The sequence below is a fragment of the Streptomyces sp. NPDC001270 genome, assembly GCF_042896695.1.
Classification (GTDB): Bacteria; Actinomycetota; Actinomycetes; order Streptomycetales; family Streptomycetaceae; genus Streptomyces.
On record NZ_JBIAXM010000108.1, the window covers coordinates 1 to 1,152 of the forward strand.

The window sequence follows — 1,152 nt, forward strand, 5'->3', positions numbered from 1 at the left end:
TCCAGACCGGCCCGCTCCAGCGCCTCCCACGACACCTCCAGCAGCAACCGCTGCTGCGGATCCATCGCCAACGCCTCCCGCGGCGAGATCCCGAAGAAGCCGGCGTCGAAATCGCCCGCACCGTCCAGGAATCCACCGCGGCTGACGTATGACTTCCCGGGTGTGCCGGGGTCGGGGTCGAAGAGGTTGTCCAGGTCCCAGCCGCGATCGGCCGGGAAGTCCACCAGCCCCTCCCGTCCCTCGGCCACCAGCTCCCACAGCTCCTCCGGCGAGGTGACACCCCCCGGCAGCCGGCACGCCATCCCCACGATCGCGATCGGCTCAGCGGCGGCCTCGGCGATCCTCTGGTTCTCACGCGTCAGCCGCTCGTTCTCCACCAGGGAGGCCCGCAGCGCCTCCACGAGCTTGTCGTACGAGGTGGTCATGGCGATTCCTCCGGTCGTCACGGATCGGTCAGTTGGTGCCGGTGCCGAGCGCCCGCTCGACGAGTGCGCTCACGTCCATCTCAGCGATCGCGTCGGCGTCGCCGGGTCCGGCCTCGGCCTCGGTGCCGGTCCGCGAGGGCGCGGAGCGGAGGAGTTCCTGGAGCACACCCAGTTCACGCAGCCGACTGAGCGGCACGGTGGCGAGGGCGCGCCGGATCTCCGCCTCGTCGATGTCCGCACCGGCGGTCACTTCGCCGCCGGCACCAGCCGTCCGCGTCGCATCGTCGTCACCGGCCGCACCGGAGCCGTTCGTGCCGCCGTTCTCGGGGACCAGTTGCCGACGCAGTCGCTGGGCGAGTGCGGTGGGTGTGGGGTGGTCGAAGACGAGGGTGGCGGGCAGCCGTACCCCCGTGGCGGCGGTGAGGCGGTTGCGGAGTTCCACCGCGGTGAGCGAGTCGAAGCCGACCTCCTTGAAGGCCCGGCGGGCGCCGATGGTGTCGGCATCGGCGTGTCCGAGGACGGTCGCCGCGTTGGTCCGGATGAGGTTGACGAGCAGCCGGTTCTGTTCGGTCTCGTCGAGGGTGGCCAGGCGCTGGGCCAGCGTCGGCCCACCCTCACCGGCCGCCGACCGAGCCACCACCCGACGCGGCACCCGCACCACATCCCGCAACAACACCGGCAACTCACCCGCCACCGCCCGAGCACGCAACACACCGAAATCAAACCG

General features: G+C 71.4%; 2 protein-coding genes. Both read right to left on the minus strand.

All coding sequences use genetic code 11. The features are described 5' to 3' along the window. On the minus strand, window positions 1-425 hold a 425-nt coding region (locus tag ACFY2B_RS46190; RefSeq protein ID WP_390769053.1), incomplete at its 3' end, for a beta-ketoacyl synthase N-terminal-like domain-containing protein. Window positions 426-453: 28 nt separating this feature from the next. Next, window positions 454-1,152 (minus strand): acyl carrier protein (locus ACFY2B_RS46195; protein WP_390769054.1); only part of this gene is annotated, 699 nt, incomplete at its 5' end.